Source organism: Olleya sp. UBA1516 (assembly GCF_002323495.1).
Lineage (GTDB): Bacteria > Bacteroidota > Bacteroidia > Flavobacteriales > Flavobacteriaceae > Olleya.
The window spans coordinates 91,425-108,262 of record NZ_DCQO01000012.1; the positions used below are offsets into that span (position 1 = coordinate 91,425).

General features: G+C 34.2%; 13 protein-coding genes. All 13 read left to right on the plus strand.

Annotation, left to right across the window (positions count from 1 at the left end; translation table 11 throughout):
- Positions 1 to 36 precede the first annotated feature (36 nt).
- A complete protein-coding gene (locus tag B2989_RS07870; RefSeq protein ID WP_292946919.1) occupies positions 37 to 2,484 on the plus strand; it encodes an N-6 DNA methylase in 2,448 nt (815 codons plus the stop codon).
- Positions 2,477 to 3,634: a hypothetical protein gene (locus B2989_RS07875; protein WP_292946921.1), complete on the plus strand. Its 1,158-nt coding sequence runs from the start codon at positions 2,477 to 2,479 to the stop codon at positions 3,632 to 3,634. Before B2989_RS07870 ends, B2989_RS07875 begins: the two co-directional genes overlap by 8 nt.
- 4 nt (positions 3,635 to 3,638) lie before the next feature.
- Positions 3,639 to 5,276: a type I restriction-modification system subunit M gene (locus B2989_RS07880; protein WP_292946924.1), complete on the plus strand. Its 1,638-nt coding sequence runs from the start codon at positions 3,639 to 3,641 to the stop codon at positions 5,274 to 5,276.
- A gap of 3 nt (positions 5,277 to 5,279) precedes the next feature.
- Positions 5,280 to 6,455, plus strand: a complete 1,176-nt coding sequence (locus B2989_RS07885) for a restriction endonuclease subunit S (RefSeq protein WP_292946926.1) — start codon at positions 5,280 to 5,282, stop codon at positions 6,453 to 6,455.
- A 127-nt stretch (positions 6,456 to 6,582) separates the two neighbouring features.
- Positions 6,583 to 8,079: a hypothetical protein gene (locus tag B2989_RS07890; protein WP_292946929.1), complete on the plus strand. Its 1,497-nt coding sequence runs from the start codon at positions 6,583 to 6,585 to the stop codon at positions 8,077 to 8,079.
- Between the two features lie 8 nt (positions 8,080 to 8,087).
- Positions 8,088 to 8,276: a hypothetical protein gene (locus B2989_RS07895; RefSeq protein ID WP_292946932.1), complete on the plus strand. Its 189-nt coding sequence runs from the start codon at positions 8,088 to 8,090 to the stop codon at positions 8,274 to 8,276.
- 140 nt (positions 8,277 to 8,416) lie between these two features.
- Positions 8,417 to 9,862, plus strand: a complete 1,446-nt coding sequence (locus B2989_RS07900) for an RNA-binding domain-containing protein (protein ID WP_292946935.1) — start codon at positions 8,417 to 8,419, stop codon at positions 9,860 to 9,862.
- Positions 9,863 to 9,896: 34 nt separating this feature from the next.
- Positions 9,897 to 10,091: an HTH domain-containing protein gene (locus B2989_RS07905; RefSeq protein WP_292946938.1), complete on the plus strand. Its 195-nt coding sequence runs from the start codon at positions 9,897 to 9,899 to the stop codon at positions 10,089 to 10,091.
- 62 nt (positions 10,092 to 10,153) lie between these two features.
- The gene (locus B2989_RS07910) at positions 10,154 to 13,651 is read left to right on the plus strand and encodes a DEAD/DEAH box helicase family protein (protein ID WP_292946941.1); all 3,498 of its coding nucleotides are present in this window, start codon (positions 10,154 to 10,156) and stop codon (positions 13,649 to 13,651) included.
- A gap of 677 nt (positions 13,652 to 14,328) precedes the next feature.
- Positions 14,329 to 14,559: a DUF2188 domain-containing protein gene (locus B2989_RS07915; protein ID WP_292946943.1), complete on the plus strand. Its 231-nt coding sequence runs from the start codon at positions 14,329 to 14,331 to the stop codon at positions 14,557 to 14,559.
- A gap of 3 nt (positions 14,560 to 14,562) precedes the next feature.
- Positions 14,563 to 15,183, plus strand: coding sequence for a hypothetical protein (locus B2989_RS07920; protein ID WP_292946946.1), 621 nt, complete (start codon positions 14,563 to 14,565; stop codon positions 15,181 to 15,183).
- Positions 15,184 to 16,191: a cyclic GMP-AMP synthase DncV-like nucleotidyltransferase gene (locus tag B2989_RS07925; RefSeq protein WP_292946949.1), complete on the plus strand. Its 1,008-nt coding sequence runs from the start codon at positions 15,184 to 15,186 to the stop codon at positions 16,189 to 16,191. It begins immediately after the preceding gene.
- Positions 16,181 to 16,813 (plus strand): hypothetical protein, encoded by a 633-nt coding sequence (locus tag B2989_RS07930; RefSeq protein ID WP_292946952.1) that lies wholly within the window; start codon positions 16,181 to 16,183, stop codon positions 16,811 to 16,813. Before B2989_RS07925 ends, B2989_RS07930 begins: the two co-directional genes overlap by 11 nt.
- Positions 16,814 to 16,838 lie beyond the last annotated feature (25 nt).

Consider the following 16,838-nt stretch of genomic DNA (forward strand, 5'->3'; position numbering starts at 1 on the left):
ATTGCTTTATTTGCAACGTAGAATTGAAAAACACTTATGAAGGAAGATAATTACAGAAATAGCGAAGTAGAGATGATTACCAATCAAGTTTGGAAATCAATGAGCTTATTACGCGGTATATTACCAGTAGAGCATCATCACGTTTATCTGTTTTTACTATCTGCTTATTATGACGGAATAATTAAGAGTGTACATATTGATTTTTCTAACAATCTTCATCATTATCTTTTTTCTTCTCTAGAAAGGGAAGAACAATATTCTGAAATTTTAAATGTCTACAAACCGATAATTGACAGTATTCCAGAAGAACGACTCAATGAGGTACTACATCATTTTACGATGTTTAATAATGATGTCCTATATCAATATTTTGATAAAATTTTTGATGACTTACTTTTTAGATTAGCAGATAATCAAGGCAAGTATTCTGGAGAATTTTTACTTCCTAATGAAATAAGCAAGTTTGTTATAGAAATAGCTGATATCCCTAGTCGAGCTTCAGTTTTTAATCCTTTTGCTGGTCTTGCTTCTTTTGCAACTCATTTGGATAGCAATCAACGCTACTATGGTCAAGAGATAGTTAATTCCACTTGGGCTTTAGGAATGTTGCGCTTAATGAGGCTGAATAAGCACACTCAAATTAAATATCGAGTCGAAGACTCCATACAAAACTGGCCAGAATCAGAAGATTTTGATTTAGTAATATCTAATCCTCCTTTCAATTACAAAATTGACCCTTACATAGCTCATAATTTCGGAAGAAAAAAAATGACTGCTGAAACCTATGTTATACACAGAGGTTTAGAATCAATAAATTTTGATGGTAAAGTTGCTTGTGTTATATCACAAGGAATACTTTTTAGAGGTAGTGATGATCAAAGGCTAAGAGAGTCTTTAGTAGAACAAGGACTAATAGAAACAATAGTTTCTTTGCCTAGTGGTATGTTAAAACACACTGGAATCCCGGTTTGCATAATGATTCTAACCAGAAAGAAGAACATTAATAACACCATCAAAATGATAGATGCTTCTTCTTTCGTTGAAAGCAAGGGCAAACGTGAAAAGAGACTTGAGGTAGATAGATTGTTAGAACACTTGTTTAAGTTCAGTCAATCTCAAGCTGTGGTTGAAGTTCCTATTGAACAAATAAGACAAAACAATTATAATCTTAATGTTCAAAGATATTTTGTTATAGATTTTAATGGAGAACCACTTATCAAGTTTGTAAAAAGAATCAGTGGTAAACGAGTTGGTAAAGAAAACGCGGTAACAGGTAAATTCATTCGTACGAGCAACTTGAAAGATAATGATGTTTCTTATCAATTGGATTTGACTGAGATTAAGGAACGAGAGCTTCCATCACATTCTATCAAAATAGAAAAAGACTGCATTCTTATTTCTACTCGATGGAAGTCGCTTAAGCCTACTTTATTTGAGTATAAAGGAGAACCAATTTATATAGGAATAGATTTACTAGCAATAGAAATGTATTCTGAAAATTTTGAAGTAAATCCACATTATTTAATTAGCGAACTAAGATCGCCACAAGTTATTAAGCAAGTTACAGGATTTCAAAATCCAGGAGCTATAACCTCATTGAATAGAGCTGACTTTTTCGCAATAAAAATAGTACTTCCTTCTATTGAAGAGCAAAAAGCCAAGGTACAGGGAATTCTAGAACTCTCTGAAAAGTTCAAAATCCTTCAGCGTGAAAGAAATTTACTCGCTCACGGTAAACAAGTTAAAAGTTTTGATGAGTTTGCATCTCTTAAACATTCACTTGGAGCTCCTAGACAGAACATTTTATCAAACACGAAAAGTCTAATTCGTTTTTTTGAAAACAATAATTCTGAAGCTTTTTTAGAAGTTAAAAGTCTTTATAAGAATACGTACGGTAATAATCTAACCGAAGATATTAGTCAAATTAAAAATGACATAAACCATATTAGTTCAATTCTAGAAAAAGGAGAGCAAGGTCTAGTTTTAGATAATTATGATTTAACACCAATATCGTTAAAAGACATTAATAAGCTATTAACGTCTTTAAAGAAGTCATCACAGAACTTTACTCTTCACTTTGATAAAGCATCTGCAGATGAAGTAAAAGGTAAAGCTATAATTGCTAATATTACTTTGTTTGAAATCTTACTAAATAATATCCTTTCAAACGCAAGTAAATACGCTTTTGAGGACGGGAATGAATTGAATTTGTTAGTAATTGAACTCAAGGTCACAGAAGATATAATGATACTTGAAATACGAAATAACGGAAAGCCCTTTCCTCGCAACTACGATAAGCAAAAATTTAGCGCAAAATACACCACAGCTAACCCTACAAAAGGAACAGGTCTAGGAGGCTATGATATTAATAGAATTGCAACCTATTTTGATAATGAAGAATGGGAACTTAATCTTAATAATGAAGAAGTATTTCCAGTAACATTTAAATTTAGTTTCCCAATAATACCAATGATAAATGAGTAAAAAATATAATGTGCTATGGATTGATGATGAACATGAATCAATCAAGGCAATGCATAAAACTGCAATTGACTTTGACATCACGCTTTTTCCGTTCAAATCTATGAATGGAGGATGTACCGAGTTTCAAAATAATACATCAAAATATGATGCCATACTTTTTGATGCAAAGTTTTTTGAAAACGAAACAGATGAACCAGGATCAGAGGATACAAAATGGGTGCATAAAGCAAAAGATTGGATTAAAGAGGTAGATAAAACGATATCCTTTTTCGTTCTTACTGGTCAGGCCGAAGCTTACAACTCAAGAGAGTTTAAAAATGCTTTTCCGTATGTATTTAACAAAGGCGTTGAAGAAGATGAAGACAACTTATTTCGTCTACTACTTGAAGCTTGTAATAACAGAGAACTGACCAAGCTTAAACACAAATACACAAATCCTTTTGAAATGTGTACTGATGTTTACATAGGTAAGAAACATTTCGATAGACTGCATAATCTCATTTTGGATATTGAAAATCCAAGTCAAATTAAAATTGCTCAAGATTCCTTAACAGGTATTAGAAAAATTATTGAAGCAATTTTTACTAAACTTAACGAAATAGGCTGTATTCCAGATGAGATAACTCAGGACAAAGGTTGGATAAGTGGATCTAGCTTTTTCTTATCTGGTAAAAACACAAATTATTCTTATAGACAAGAAATCATACATCCAGTAATTGCCTTCAATATTTTTAAAATATTGAGTATTTCCCAAGATGGATCGCATAATGAAGGAAGTAAGCTTGGTGTTGATGCATATATGGCTTCAAATTCAAATACATTCTTATACCAAAGTACTGTTCTTTTGTTGTTAGATTGTTTAGACTGGTTTAAATCTTTTTTGGATAACAACGCTGACAAAGTAACGAATGAGTCTAAATGGGATAAGATACAACCTACAGTTCTAAATAATACTCTTAAAGGTGAAGTCTCGAGAATAGCAGATAATGGATGGGGAACTTTTAAGGACGTTAATGGTTCTACAGAAATAGGAATTCCTCCTGCTATGGTTGCCTCTAGTAATCTGTCAGTCAGGCAAAAAGTAGAAATAGTAACAGAACCTAGCCCAGACGGAACTAAAATATTTATTAAAGACATTAAAGTTACATAAGATTATGATCACAGGAAACCTAAAATCTCAAATAGACGCTATCTGGAATACCTTCTGGACAGGCGGCATATCTAATACTATTACCATCGTGGAGCAGCTCACGTACTTAATCTTTATCAAAGATCTGGACGAGACAGAAACGCGCAACGAGCGTATGGCAAAGCGACTTAAAAAAGATTTTAATCCTATTTTTGGCGTAGATCAGCAAGACTTTAGATGGAAAAATTTAAAGGAAATGGATGTACAGGCACGTCACGAAATTTTTAACAACTCTGTAAATGGTATTTTCCCTTTTATACGCAGTTTAGGTGGTGAGAAAAGCTTGTTTAGTACCTATATGAAAGATGCCGCTTTTGGGATTAATAAAGCCGCTACGCTAGACCAGGTGATGGAAAAGCTAGAACGTGTAGATATGGAGTCGCAAGATATAAAAGGCGATATCTATGAATACTTGCTTTCTAAACTAGAAGGTGGCGGTACTGCTGGACAGTTTAGAACACCGCGCCACATTATTAAATTAATGACCGAGTTAATGCAGCCTACGCTAGAGGACACCATTTGTGATCCATCTGTGGGAACGGCTGGTTTTCTTGTAGCTGCCAAAGAATATATAGACAAGCATTACAGCGTTACAGAGCTGGATAAAAACAGCGAGCATATTAATAAACGTATGTTTAACGGTACCGAGTTTGACGCTACGATGTTGCGCATTGCCTCTATGAACCTGTTTCTACACGGCGTTGAGGAGCCTAACATTGTTGATGTAGATGCCGTAAGTAAAGATAATGCGGTAAGCGATGCTTACACGCTGGTACTGGCAAATCCACCTTTTAAAGGCACGATAGATAAGGAAAGTATTGCACCAGGACTGCGCAATGTGACAGATACGACTAAGACCGAGTTGCTCTTTCTAGCCCTTATGCTACGCCAGCTTAAAAAAGGTGGTCGTGCAGCCGTTATTGTGCCAGATGGTGTACTTTTTGGAAGTGGTAAAGCTTTTAAAAGCATACGTAGCGAGATTGTAAAAAACCACAAGCTAGAAGCCGTGATCTCGCTACCTAGTGGTGTGTTTAAACCCTACTCTGGAGTGAGTACTGCCATTATCATATTTACTAAGACCGATAATGGTGGTACTGATAATGTATGGTTTTATGATATGCTGGCAGACGGTAAAAGTTTGGACGACAAGCGCAATCTACTGGTAGAAGAAGAGGCGTTTAATAATTTCGCTTTCGCGAAAGCGGTAACACCACAAACCCTTGAAACCTTAGCACAAGACCACGAGAAATTTAACCTACCACAAATACTAGATCAATACCGCTATTTAAAAAGTGAGTACTGGGGAAAAATGCACGATACAAACGGAGAATTGTTGCACGTACACGATGTGCCAGAAAATCTGGGAATGGATAAATTTATGGACGGCACCTGCACGCATAATTATGCTGACCGTACCTCGCAATCTTTTCTCGTGCCATTTACCGAAATCAAAGAAAACGACTGGGACCTATCCATAAATCGTTATAAAGAAATCGTTTATGAAGAAGTGGAATATGATGCGCCTGATGAGATTATTGATAGGATTAAATCTTTGAATGGTGAAAGAATGGATATCAACCAAAAACTATCTAAAATTTTATAATTGATGGCTTTATTAAAAGATTTAATCGAAAAGCCTATAACTGGTGAATGGGGAACTGATGGTGAAGAAATAAATGTTCTTAGAACAACAAACTTTACGAATTCAGGGGTTTTAGATTTTACGAATGTTGTGAAACGCAATATTTCCAAGAAAAAAGTTGAACAAAAGAAGTTACAAGAAGGAGATATAATAATTGAGAAATCCGGCGGAAGCCCAAAACAACCTGTTGGTCGTGTAGTTTTCTATGATGTAGAAGGAGTCTATTTATGCAACAATTTCACATCCATACTTAGACCAAAGAAGGAAAAAGTGGTGCCTAAATATCTACATTACTTACTTTATGCGAGTCATAGATTTGGTGTTACTGGAATGTTTCAAAATAAAACTACTGGTATTATCAATTTACAATTACCACGTTACATAAATAAATTAAAAATCCCACTTCCACCCTTAAAAACCCAACAACGCATCGCCACCATTCTGGACGATGCTGCTGCCTTACGTGATAAAACCGCACAACTGCTCACAGAATATGACCTACTGGCGGAGTCTATCTTTTTGGAGATGTTTGGGGATCCGGTTTTAAATCAGAAAGAATGGAATATTAAACGAATAAGTGATTTGAGTGAAAAAATACAGATTGGTCCATTTGGTTCTCAACTTCATCAATCAGATTATAAAGAAACAGGCTTTTCTTTAGTTAACCCAACCGATATTGATAATGGAAAAATAGATTTACAAAAATGTCGAAAAATAAGTAAACACAAATTTTTGTCATTACCCAACTATCATCTTCAAATCGGAGATATAATAATGGCTAGACGAGGAGATTTAAGCAAAATATCAGTAGTTAACGATGATGACCTCTTTTGCGGAACTGGAAGTCTTTACGTAAGATTTATTGAAAATTTAAATCCGATATTTTGCTATTATTTTTTTAATCAAGAGGTAACCATATCAAGATTATATGAAAAAGCTAGAGGTATTACTATGGCAAATTTGAATAAAACAATCATTAAAGAATTTCAGATTCCAGTTCCACCCATCGAACTTCAAAACCAATTCGCCGAAAAAATCGCCTTAATCGAGCAGCAAAAAGCACTCGCAAAACAAGAGCTACGAGAAAGTGAAGACTTGTTTAATTGTTTGTTGCAAAAGGCTTTTAAGGGTGAGCTTTAGAAGATGAAGTAGAGAGAAGAATATGATTAAAAACAGCACAAAATATGTTCCCGACTATGCGCCTCTAGCAGACCAATCAAAATTAAAAATTATTTATTGTCATCTTTGTAGTAAACCATAAACAAGAATGAACACCAATATTGAAATAGACATAGTTCCTTATGATATAGCTTTAAAAGTTATCATTGAGAATATCAAGAACTTTTTTATAAATGATGTTGACGAGGCATTTATCTCTCCATTTATTGAAACTGATCTTGCAAAATTAATAGATGAATTAAAGGAAGATGTTTTTTTCGTTATTGAATATCCTTACGTAGATAAGGTCTATAGAGATAGTTATTATAATTATTATGCATCAAAGCATTATAGCTATCAAAGAGACTGTATTAGAGTTTCTCTATTTAGTAATTCGATCAAATATGAAGATTTTTTGAAATCAGAAAATCATCAAGATTTAAATGAAAGATATTTGGGTTTCTTTATTCTTAGACCTACTATAAATGCATTATTTGGTAGATCTATAATAAGTCCTGAAGCTTTTGAAGAAAATGACTATAAATTGTGTTTGTGTAGGACTGAAAGTCTCGTTAATGGTGTTAAACTAGATGTAGATGGTTTTCCACATAGCTCTCAAGATGGTGAGACTATAAAGTGTGCTGAAACTACTATCTGGGGACTTATGGAGTATTTTGGAAATAAGTACCCAGATTACAAGCCAGCTTTACCTGCTAAGATTCATAAGGCAATTGAAAGATTTTCATATCAAAGGCAATTACCATCAAATGGTTTAACAATGGATCAAATATCTTTTGCTTTAAAAGAATTCGGTTTCGGTACCAGAATTTATGCAGAGAAGCCTTATGGAAAAGAGATATTTACAATTATAGATAGTTACATTGAGTCTGGTATTCCCATAATGTTAGGATTAGAGAGTGGTGATATAGGTCACGTAGTTGTAGCGATAGGTAAACAGTATACCAAAGAGGTAGACTGGGAAAATGTAACCAAAGAGTCTTTAGAATTTCAAGGAGATTCAATTAGCTATTTCGAAACTTCGAGTATTCCTGCGAAGTATGTTATACAAGATGATAATGATATTCCTTATAAATTGATATCCTTAGATACACCAGGTGAACATTATGAGGATAAAGATTGTAAGGAATACAAAATTGATTCTATAGTAATTCCTCTATATCAAAAGATCTATCTAGAATCGGTAATTGCTAAAGAGTTAATTCTAGAAATAATAAAAGATGATCACATAGGTTATAAGTTTGATGAGGAGTTTGTCTTTAGATTCTATTTGACTTCAAGCCGTTCTTTCAAGAATCATATTATTTCAAGTAATGAAATAACAAGTGATTTAAAAACCACTATACTTCTTACTAAAATGCCTAAATTTATATGGATAGGAGAATTTTATAACAAGGAAACCTTTAATGAAGAGATTAAAGTAGCTTTAGGTATCATACTTTTAGATGCTACTGAAGCTAATCAAGAAAGTATTGATGCATTGATTTTTGCAGGTTACCCGGATAAGTGTATTAGTCTTAATGAGAATAATTTCGTTAATTTGCACCATAAATTTGAAAATTATCGTTATTTTCATAACCTAAAGTAAAAAATTAAATGTCAGGCAATAGAGAAAAAATATCATTTAGTACTGTTAATGAAGGTAAATTTACACCTATCAGTAAAGTACACATTGCTCAAACTAATCAAAGAGTTAAGGTTGCGATGAAAGATGTTGTTCGTGTTTATGAAAAAAAAGAAACTCAATCTCATCAACAGGCTGCTATGCTGGTATTAAACGCATAAAACTTATAATTTTATTGTAATTACTAAATAGCCATCCTTGTGATGGTTTTTTCTTTTTACGATATAAACAGTATGTGAAATCACACATAATCAAAAATGAAATAAAATATATCAAAATCACATTAGTACCTTTATAGCGTATGACAGAAACAAAGCTACGAGCATTAGTACAACAAGGAGAAGGCACTCAGGTAGAGTTTAAGGCAGCAAGTATAGGCCTTAACCGTGATGCGTTTGATTCTATTTGTGGTTTTTTAAATCGTAGTGGCGGTTATCTTATTCTAGGTATTAATGATGCAGATAAGAGTATTACTGGCGTACAAGAAAATCAGGTACAGAACATAGTAGATAATATTGTTACTGGCGCAAATAATCCAGAGCGTTTAAATCCGCCCTACTATTTATCGCCTGAAGTGATAACAGTAGATGGTAAACAAGTCATTACACTCTACGTGCCCGAGAGTTCGCAGGTGCACGCTACACGAGGTAAAATTTTTGATCGCAATCAAGATGGCGATTTTAATATTACTAAAAATAATGATTTAGTATCGCAATTATACCTGCGCAAGCAAAACAGCTATTCAGAAAATCAAGTATTTCCTTATGTTCAACTTTCAGACTTTAAAGCCAGTCTGTTTGACAAAGTAAGAAGCCTAGCGAGAAACATCCAGCCTAACCATCCTTGGCTCGCGATGAACAATGAAGAGTTGCTGCGATCTGCTGGATTGTTTAAACGAGATATGAAAACAGGCGGTGAAGGTTACACGCTCGCTGCTGTACTTTTATTGGGTAGTGATGAATGTATTCAAAGCGTTCTGGCACACCATAAAACAGATGCTATTGTACGTGTAGAAAATACAGACCGTTATGATGATCGTGATGACATACGTACCAATCTTATAGAAAGCTATGAGAGGTTAATGGCTTTTGTGGCAAAACATTTACCAGAAAAATTTACCCTAATAAACGGACAGCGTATTAATTTGCGCGACAACCTCTTTAGAGAAATTGTAGGGAACTTATTAGTACACCGAGAATTTACAAATCCTTTTCCTGCAAAGTTAGTTATAGAATCAAATCAGGTACGTACTGAAAACTGGAACAAGCCACACGGTACTGGTGCTATAGATCCTGTTAACTTCTCTCCATTTCCTAAAAATCCTATCATAGCTAAGTTTTTTAAAGAAATAGGCTGGGTAGATGAGCTAGGCTCTGGTGTACGTAATACTTTTAAGTATTTAGAATTATATCATCCTGGAGCTGTACCTCTTTTTAAAGAAGGTGATGTGTTTGAAATAGTAATACCTATTGAAGGAGAAACCTTAGAAGAAACTAAGAAAAAAGGTTCGGAGAAAAGTTCGGAGAAAGGTTCGGAGAAAGGTTCGGAGAAAGGTTCGGAGAAAAGTTCGGAGAAAATAATAAGATTACTTAAAGATGAAAATGATTTAAGCGCCAAAGATTTAGCTAAGCATATAGGAATCACTGAGCGTGCAGTTGAGAAACAGATAGCTAATCTTAAATTAAAAGGAAAGCTTAATAGAATAGGTCCAGATAAAGGTGGATATTGGGAAGTAATCGAAAAATAATAAATTAAAAACTAGGGAGAAAAGTTCAGAGAAAATGTCAGGGAAAACGTCAGGGAAAATAGTAGAACTCATAGTGCAAAACAAGAAAGTTACAGTACCTGAAATTTCTAAGGAAATAGGCGTTACAGAGAGAACCATCTATAGACAGATTTCTGATTTAAAAGAAAAAAATATAATTAGACATGTAGGTCCTGATAAAGGTGGCTATTGGGAAGTAATTGAAGAATAGTAGATTAAAAACTAGAGATATATAGATATACATTGTGATTTAAAATAAAGAGGACACCATAAATGAGTACAAACTTTCAATTTTTAGCAGCAGAATTTCCTGTGCTTTATGACAGAGCGCATAAAGCAGAGCAGCTCGTTATTACAGATCCTCGTACTTCATTAATCTACAGTCGTATGGCGCTAGAAGAAGCCATCAACTGGATGTATGCAAATGATGAAGAATTAGAATCTCAGTATGACACGTCCCTACATAACCTACTGGTACAGCAAGCCTTTAAAGAGCAGTTTAATCATAAACTTTATGGTGAATTATTTGTCATCAAAAGAGGTGGTAATCTAGCAGCACATAATAGACCTGTAAGCGATATAGACTCGCATAAAGCGATTGATGCATTATTCTATTTCGGCAAGTGGTTTATAAAATCCTACGCGCAGGAACCTGTAAGTGATATTGGTATTTTCGATTTTGATTATATCCCTAAAGAAGGTGGTAGTACGCTTTCGCGAAAGCAAATACAACAACTACAAGAAAAACTAGATAAAGAGCTTGATACCTATCAAGAGCAATTAAAAACCAAAGAAGAAGAACGACAGCTACTTGCAGATGAAAACGAGCTGTTTAAAAAACAGATAGAAGCCTTACAAGCGCAGATAGAAGCTAATAAAGTTGAAGCAAACGAAGCAGATGAAGTACACCATCCTCGTAACGAAGCAGAAACGCGTAAATATCTTATAGATGTAGCACTACGTGAGGCAGGTTGGGATTTAAATGGAGTCAATGATAAAGAATACAAAGTACAGTATATGCCTAAATCTACCAATGTCTCTGAAACAGGCTATGTAGATTATGTATTATGGGATGATGATGGTTTACCACTCGCATTAGTAGAGGCAAAAAAGACGTTAGAAAGTGCTAGTAAGGGAGAAAACCAGGCACAACTTTATGCAGACAGCCTAGAAAAAATGCACGGTAGACGTCCCGTGATGTATTACAGTAATGGATACGAGATTTTCTTGTGGGATGATCAATTCTATAAGCAGTCAAGACCAGTTCACGGATTTTATACCAAGGCAGAATTGCAGACCGCGATGTTCCGTCGCACGCACCGCGAAGACATACGCACAGCACCTATAGATACAGAAATCTCTGGACGTTTTTATCAAATGCGTGCTATAAAAAGTATTGCAGCCCATTTTGCTGGTAACGATAAGACAGATGGGAAACTTATAGGTACAAACAGAGGTGCACTTCTAGTACTCGCCACAGGAACAGGAAAGACAAGAACTGCAGTAGCTTTTTCAAAATTATTACTGGAATGTAACTGGGCAAAACGAATACTGTTTCTGGCAGACAGAGTAAGTCTTGTAGAGCAAGCAATGAATAATAGTTTTAAAAAGTTCTTGCCAGAACATACTTGCGTTAACCTTTTAGAAGAAAAAGACAATCCAGATGCTCGTTTTGCTTTCTCCACCTATCAGACGATGATGGGACTCATAGATCGTAATCGTGATGAAGAAGCGCGCTTTTATGGTGTAGGGCATTTTGACCTTATCATCATTGATGAAGCGCACCGATCTATTTACAAAAAATATCAAGCGATATTTAATTATTTTGACGCGCTATTTTTAGGATTGACAGCTACACCTAAAAACAGTATTGATAAAAATACCTATCACATCTTTGGCCTAGCAGATAAGTCGCCTACGGATGCCTACACATTTAAAGAGGCAGTAGATAATAAACACTTATCGCCTTATAACACTATTGAAATTCCTACTAAGTTTTTAAGAGAAGGCATCAAGTACGATGAACTATCAGAAGAAGAACAGGAGGAATTTGAAGAAGAAATACTAGATGGTGAAGAAGCCACAGGAAATGAGTGGATTTCTTCTTCTGAGTTAAACACGTGGTTATTTAATAAACCTACAGCCATTGAAACATTGCGCTATTTATTAGAACACGGTATTAAAAAACGTGGTGGAGATGAACTAGGAAAAACCATCATATTTGCTAAAAATAGAAAGCACGCACAGTTCCTTAAAGATACTTTTATGGAGCTCGATAAAGAAATATTTGGTAACGACTATGTTAAGGTCATCACACACAGTGAACCCAAGGCAAAAGAGTTTATCAACCGTTTTTGTGACGAAGAAAAAGAACGACTACCGCAAATTGCTATTTCTGTAGATATGATGGATACAGGAATAGATGCGCCTAGTTGTGTCAACTTAGTTTTTTACAAGCCTGTACGATCTTATGTAAAGTTCTGGCAAATGATAGGTCGTGGTTCCCGATTACGTCCAGATCTTTTTGGACCAGGCGATGATAAAGAGAATTTCTTAATTTTTGATCTCTGTGGAAATTTTGAATTCTTTAATGAAAACCCAGAAGGAATTGAAACCACTACTCAAAAAAGTCTAACTGAATTGTTGTTTGGATTACGTTTGCGCCTGGCAGAATATCTAAGAAGTAATCAGTTTAAAGATGACACTACATTAAAAGAATTTAGAACAGATTTATTAGATGGCTTACACAGCGATATCGCTCGATTAGATCGAGAACGATTTGACGTAAAAATGAAGTTAGAGATTGTACACGAGTTTGGAAATGATAATCGGGAAATCTGGAATCACTTATCAAAACGCGATGCAAAGCGCATAGAAGATGAACTGGCACCACTTATAAAACCGCAAAAAGGCGATACAGATCTTGCTAGATATTACGATAAACTACTTTATACGCTTATTACAAAAAGACTTGAAACACCTAATAGTGAAGAGTATGTGAATAGTTTTATAATTCCTATTTCAAAAGTAGTAGGCACTTCCAGAAAGCTACTAAAGAAAACGACAATACCTGCGGTTAAGTCTAAGGAAGGACTTATCAAGCTACCGCTAGAAGAAGACTTTTGGAAAGTAAATGGTATCGTACATCTTGAAAAATTAAGAAAAGGGGTTCGTGAGTTAGTGAAGTATATAGATCCGGTAGACCAACGTTATGTCACGACAGATTTTACAGACTATATATTAAAAGATAAAATAAAAACAGGAAGCTTTGTTAAAGAAGATGGTGCTACCTATACACCATCACCTTTTCAAAATAATGTGTATCGCCTTGAGGAATTGATACGAGAAAATGAAAATCATATCACCATCACAAGGATTAGAAAGGGAGAAGCTATTACACAGGCAGAGCTTCAAGCGCTAGAAGCTATTTTATTTAAAGGTGGTATTGATAAAGAAGCTATTGAGAAAGAGATAGGTTCTCAATTCAGCTTGGTAAAATTTATTATTTCATTGATGGGGTTAAGCTCTGAAAAGGTTGATGCTGCTTTTGCAAAATTTATTAATGACTATCAACTTAATGCAATACAAATAGAGTTTCTAGATACCATTAAAAAATTCTTAACGACTAACGGCGAGATAGAACCAAGCAAGCTCTATGACGCACCTTTTAAAAACTATCACAGCTTAGGGATAGATGGCGTTTTTACAGAACAACAAGCTGATAAAATCTTTGAGATTGTGAGCGGTTTTAATGATAGCCTAATAGGTTAAAAACAATTTCCGCGTAATGTTTTTAAGGTGTGTAAATATATTGCATACCTATATTCCATATTTGCATTGTTAAACTTAAAAGCAATTTGCATTATGGAAAAAGATTATTTAAAATACTACCATCCACAGTTCTTGATATTTCTCGTTGTGGGTGGTTTCTTCTTAATTTATCTCATTAAAGAATCCTTTGGACTTTCACTGTCTGTGTTTGGAGTTCTTTCTATTCTAATCATATCCATCACAAAATATTTATGGAAGTTTAAGCTATTTAGGTGGTTTTTCAAGTTTAAATATTGCGCACTCAATCTGAATAAAAGCATAACTGATTTTATGTCAGTAAGATGTGAGGATGACTTTAAGTATTTCAACGTCAATAAAAAACAGTTAATCCGTTTTAATCATTTTCTAAATAGTTCATAATGACAGCTTGACAAATTAAGAAAGTCTTAACAGTTTGGAACAGAGGTTGCCAATTATTAAGCATAAAAAAAAGTCCCAACATTCGACCGGAAGGACTTTTAGAATTCAAGTGAGTAGTAGAACGTAAAGGTTACTACCCCATTTTTTGTGTCGCAAATATAGCGTGTTCTATTCTCTTCACAAAATCTCCTTATTTCCTTTCGCGGTTTAGGCCTATCGTCTGTAAACGTTAGCCACTTTAATAAATTAGAATACAAATGGAAAATTTTCATTTAGTACACGATGATGGTGTGTACAAACTTAAAAGAGAGAATGCGCAACGCGCTTCTAAAATTATTGACTCTAACAAGCAGGATGCTATTAAATCAGCTAGAGATTTTATCCAGAATCAAGGAGGTGGTTCTTTAAAAATTCACAAGAACAAAGGTGGTTTTCAAGAAGAGAGAACATATCCTAGAGCTAATGACCCTAAAGAATCTAAAGGATAGTATATGGAGAAAAGTTACTTGAAATATTATAGGCCTGGGGCTATAGTACCTTTTATTCTTATTACAGGTACAATCATAAGTGCAGTAGTACCTCAAATAGTTGCATCAATAGTTGACGGTTTTGGCTTTAACTATTACCAATTTCCTTCGACGACCATTCTAATAGGTCTTTTAATCTTAGGTATAGATAAATTTCTTTGGAAGTATAAACCTTTTAAGTGGTTACTGTGGATAGAAGATGTATCAGGTCGCTATGAAGGTGAAATAACCTTTAATAGTTATTTGGATGGTACTATTGAGAATAGGTCGTTTGCTCTTGAAATTGAACAAACGGGCTCATTAATAAAATTGAAAACCTATTTCAATGCGATTTCTGGAGACACGTCAGAATCAGAAAGTAAACTCATAAGTCTTAGAAAAGACGAGTTCGGGCATATGACGATTTTTATGAATTATCATAACAATGGGAATTCAGTTTTAGAGATTCCCGAGCATTACGGGACAAATATTTTAGAGTTATTCGATGGAACCATAAAAGGTAAATATTATACAAATAAAAACCCTCAAACCTGCGGTATAATGAGCGCTAAGTTTATTGGAAAAGAACTAAAAAAAAGATATTAAATGGCAGTATTAAATAAAGAATACAACAAGTTTGATAAAGAAATCAAACTTAATGACAGTAGAAAAGAATCATTAAAAAAGAGCAGAAAAGAACTGCGTAAAAAAATCAAAAAATGGTTTAAAGAGAATAAGCCTAACGAGATAAAACCAAAATTTGGAAGCCAAGGTTCTTTTGAAATGAACACTACTGTTAATCCTATTGTTGTTAAAGACGATGAAGGAAATAGTTTGAAAAAGTACGACCTTGATGACGGAGTATATTTCATATATAAAAATGAAGAAGACACAAAGCAATCTATTAATACTTGGCACGATTGGATTTTCAAAGCTACTGAGAATCACACCGGTAAAGATTCAATCAGGAAAACAACTTGTGTCAGAGTCGTATTTGCAAACGGTCATCATATAGACCTACCTATCTATTATAAAGAAGACGGCGTTATTGAATTAGCTCATAAGTCAAAAGGCTGGTTAGAAAGCGATCCAAAAGAGTTTTATGAATGGTTTAATGATAAAAAGAAAACGAGGTCAAGATTAGAGGCTATTGTACGTTGCTTAAAAGCGTGGAAAAATTTTAGAGAAACAAATAATACAAATCTAAACTTACCTAGTGGTTTTGAACTTACCATTTTAGCGACTAATAATTACGTGGAAGCAGATAATCTAGATGAAGCTTTCAGAGAAACTGTAAAAGCGATAGATGCAGAGCTAAATAGATATAATGGATTCAAATGTTATCGTCCTACAACACCATCAAATGAAGATGTTTTTGAGAACTATAGTGAGACAAGAAAATCAAACTTCTTAAACACTCTAAGGAGCTTAAAAAATGATTGTATCAAAGCCTCAGAAGAAAGTAACTTCAAAATAGCCTCTGAAATTCTTAGAAACAATCAGTTTGGAATTAGATTTCCTTTAGGAGAGGACAAAGATGAAAAATTCAAGAGCAATAGCCTCAAGAAATCATTAGGAGCTGCAATGGTTAAACCAAAGCCTTATGGATATTAATAAGCAAGTGCAGGAGGTTTTAGCAATACATAAAGGGCTAGATTACCACTTAGAGAGTAATTCTTTAAGTGGTGAACTATTCTTACCTGACGGCGATAGTTATGAGTTGGAGATACAATTAGAGCGTTATCCAGAGCTGTTCCCAGTAGTTTTTGAGACCGAAGGTCGGATTCCAAATAAAATGGATAGACATATCTACACAGATACAGGTTCTTGTTGTTTTACCACAGCAGCAAAATCTCAGATATTATTAAAAACAAAAATAAAGTCTCTTTTACTTTTTATTGACGAAATAGCAGTCAAATACTTAGAGAACAATTCCTTTTATGAAATTAATGGAGAATATTCATTTGAAGAGTACGATCACGGTTCTAATGGAGTAGTTCAATCCTATCAAGATATCCTAGGCATTAACAATATAAAAAGTATTGGCAAGTTAATGATTCAGCGCTTAAAAAATGATAAATTAAGAATTAGAGATTTATGCTACTGCAATTCTGGTAATACCCTTAAAAAGTGCAGTCACGGTAAACATAATGAGTATTACCGTCAATTCAGAATGATAGATAAACGAATTCTTAGTAATGATTTGCAGCACTTTTCAAATGTATTGGATTTGTAAGTAGGATGTCCAAATTCAAACAATG

Coding starts and splice junctions, on each gene's coding strand:
- B2989_RS07900 (WP_292946935.1), top strand. CDS start 8,417: ATGACAGAAACAAAGCTACGAGCATTAGTACAACAAGGAGAAGGCACT.
- B2989_RS07910 (WP_292946941.1), top strand. CDS start 10,154: ATGAGTACAAACTTTCAATTTTTAGCAGCAGAATTTCCTGTGCTTTAT.
- B2989_RS07920 (WP_292946946.1), top strand. CDS start 14,563: ATGGAGAAAAGTTACTTGAAATATTATAGGCCTGGGGCTATAGTACCT.
- B2989_RS07930 (WP_292946952.1), top strand. CDS start 16,181: ATGGATATTAATAAGCAAGTGCAGGAGGTTTTAGCAATACATAAAGGG.
- B2989_RS07870 (WP_292946919.1), top strand. CDS start 37: ATGAAGGAAGATAATTACAGAAATAGCGAAGTAGAGATGATTACCAAT.
- B2989_RS07875 (WP_292946921.1), top strand. CDS start 2,477: ATGAGTAAAAAATATAATGTGCTATGGATTGATGATGAACATGAATCA.
- B2989_RS07925 (WP_292946949.1), top strand. CDS start 15,184: ATGGCAGTATTAAATAAAGAATACAACAAGTTTGATAAAGAAATCAAA.
- B2989_RS07905 (WP_292946938.1), top strand. CDS start 9,897: ATGTCAGGGAAAACGTCAGGGAAAATAGTAGAACTCATAGTGCAAAAC.
- B2989_RS07880 (WP_292946924.1), top strand. CDS start 3,639: ATGATCACAGGAAACCTAAAATCTCAAATAGACGCTATCTGGAATACC.
- B2989_RS07890 (WP_292946929.1), top strand. CDS start 6,583: ATGAACACCAATATTGAAATAGACATAGTTCCTTATGATATAGCTTTA.
- B2989_RS07895 (WP_292946932.1), top strand. CDS start 8,088: ATGTCAGGCAATAGAGAAAAAATATCATTTAGTACTGTTAATGAAGGT.
- B2989_RS07915 (WP_292946943.1), top strand. CDS start 14,329: ATGGAAAATTTTCATTTAGTACACGATGATGGTGTGTACAAACTTAAA.
- B2989_RS07885 (WP_292946926.1), top strand. CDS start 5,280: ATGGCTTTATTAAAAGATTTAATCGAAAAGCCTATAACTGGTGAATGG.